Annotated in this window: 2 rRNA genes (1 of these 2 only partly in view); both read right to left on the bottom strand. The window is 56.1% G+C overall.

The features are described 5' to 3' along the window. Positions 1-2 precede the first annotated feature (2 nt). Positions 3-119, bottom strand: a 5S ribosomal RNA gene (gene rrf, locus N542_RS0119400). Positions 120-255: 136 nt separating this feature from the next. Further along, positions 256-2520: ribosomal RNA gene (locus N542_RS0119395) — 23S ribosomal RNA — on the bottom strand (it continues 880 nt past the right edge of the window).

The following is a 2520-nucleotide window of genomic DNA, read 5'->3' as shown; positions in this document are numbered from 1 at the left end:
ATGTCCGGCGGCGTCCTACTCTCCCACAACCTCTCGGTTGCAGTACCATCGGCGCTGAAAGGCTTAACTTCCGGGTTCGGGATGGGACCGGGTGTTTCCCTTTCGCTATGGCCGCCGTAACTCTTGCGGTGCAAGCCGGCCACGGGGTGTGCACGTGGGGCTTGACCAAGCTCTGTATTGAGTTTGCTCTTGTGTGGTTAGTGGACGCGAACATGTGTGTTCGTCTGCGCGTTGTAGGTTTTTGTTGAGGGTTTGTGTGACAAGCCCTCGGCCTATTAGTACCGGTCGGCTAGGCATTGCTGCTGTACACCTCCGGCCTATCAACCCAGTGTTCTGCTGGGGGCCTTACCCGGTTACCCGGTGGGAAACCTCATCTTGAAACGTGCTTCCCGCTTAGATGCATTCAGCGGTTATCACTTCCGAACGTAGCCAACCAGCCGTGCCCCTGGCGGGACAACTGGCACACCAGAGGTTCGTCCATCCCGGTCCTCTCGTACTAGGGACAGCCTTTCTCAAGTTTCCTGCGCGCGCGGCGGATAGGGACCGAACTGTCTCACGACGTTCTAAACCCAGCTCGCGTGCCGCTTTAATGGGCGAACAGCCCAACCCTTGGGACCTACTCCAGCCCCAGGATGCGACGAGCCGACATCGAGGTGCCAAACCATCCCGTCGATATGGACTCTTGGGGAAGATCAGCCTGTTATCCCCGGGGTACCTTTTATCCGTTGAGCGACGCCGCTTCCACATGCCGACGCCGGATCACTAGTTCCGACTTTCGTCCCTGCTCGACATGTCTGTCTCACAGTCAAGCTCCCTTGTGCACTTACACTCGCCACCTGATTGCCAACCAGGCTGAGGGAACCTTTGAGCGCCTCCGTTACATTTTAGGAGGCAACCGCCCCAGTTAAACTACCCATCAGGCACTGTCCCTGAACCAGATAATGGTCCTAGGTTAGACATCTAGTACGACCAGAGTGGTATTTCAACGTTGACTCCACATCCACTGGCGTGAATGCTTCACAGTCTCCCACCTATCCTACACAAGCCGAACCAAACACCAATACCAAACTATAGTAAAGGTCCCGGGGTCTTTCCGTCCTGCCGCGCGTAACGAGCATCTTTACTCGTACTGCAATTTCGCCGAGTCCATGGTTGAGACAGCGCCCAAGTCGTTACTCCATTCGTGCAGGTCGGAACTTACCCGACAAGGAATTTCGCTACCTTAGGATGGTTATAGTTACCACCGCCGTTTACTGGGGCTTAAGTTCTCAGCTTCGACACCGAAGTGTCTTACCGGTCCCCTTAACCTTCCAGCACCGGGCAGGAGTCAGTCCGTATACATCGTCTTACAACTTCGCACGGACCTGTGTTTTTAGTAAACAGTCGCTTGGGCCTGGTCTCTGCGGCCTTCAACGCTTCCCCACGCAAGGTGGTTCACGTATCCGGCCCCCCTTCTCCCGAAGTTACGGGGGCATTTTGCCGAGTTCCTTAACCATGGTTCGCTCGATCGCCTTAGTATTCTCTACCTGATCACCTGAGTCGGTTTGGGGTACGGGCGGCGCGTAGCTCGCTAGAGGTTTTTCTCGACAGCATAGGATTACCCACTTCACCCATACGGGCTCGGCATCACATCTCAGGGCCGTGATCGAACACAAGACGACGGATTTGCCTATCGTCTCCCCTACATGCTTACCCCCAGACAACCATCGCTGAGGTTGGGCTACCTTCCTGCGTCACCCCATCGCTTGACTACTACCGGATCGGGTCCCACGCTCCACCAAGGCGCCTCACCCCGAAGGGATCGGTCACCAAGGCTTTGGGTGGTTAGCATCACCGGGTTCGTCATGGGCGCTACTTTGCCGGTACGGGAATATCAACCCGTTGTCCATCGACTACGCCTGTCGGCCTCGCCTTAGGTCCCGACTTACCCAGGGCAGATTAGCTTGACCCTGGAACCCTTGATCATTCGGCGCACGGGTTTCTCGCCCGTGATTCGCTACTCATGCCTGCATTCTCACTCGTGTCGCGTCCACCCCTGGATCACTCCGGAGCTTCACTCGCGACACGACGCTCCCCTACCCATCCACACACCTGGACCACATTCGTGGCCGAGTTAACGCATGAATGCCATAGCTTCGGCGGATGACTTGAGCCCCGCTACATTGTCGGCGCGGAATCACTTGACCAGTGAGCTATTACGCACTCTTTCAAGGGTGGCTGCTTCCAAGCCAACCTCCTGGTTGTCACTGCGACTCCACATCCTTTTCCACTTAGTCACCGCTTAGGGGCCTTAGCTGATGGTCTGGGCTGTTTCCCTCTCGACAATGGAGCTTATCCCCCACTGTCTCACTGCCGCGCTCTCACTTACCGGCATTCGGAGTTTGGCTAACGTCAGTAACCTTGTAGGGCCCATTAGCTATCCAGTGCTCTACCTCCGGCAAGAAACACGCGACGCTGCACCTAAATGCATTTCGGGGAGAACCAGCTATCACGAAGTTTGATTGGCCTTTCACCCCTATC

It is taken from the genome of Nocardioides sp. URHA0020, assembly GCF_000620705.1.
Taxonomy (GTDB): domain Bacteria; phylum Actinomycetota; class Actinomycetes; order Propionibacteriales; family Nocardioidaceae; genus Nocardioides.
Note: the sequence above shows the minus strand (reverse complement) of the source record. Positions and strands in the feature narration are given on the sequence as shown.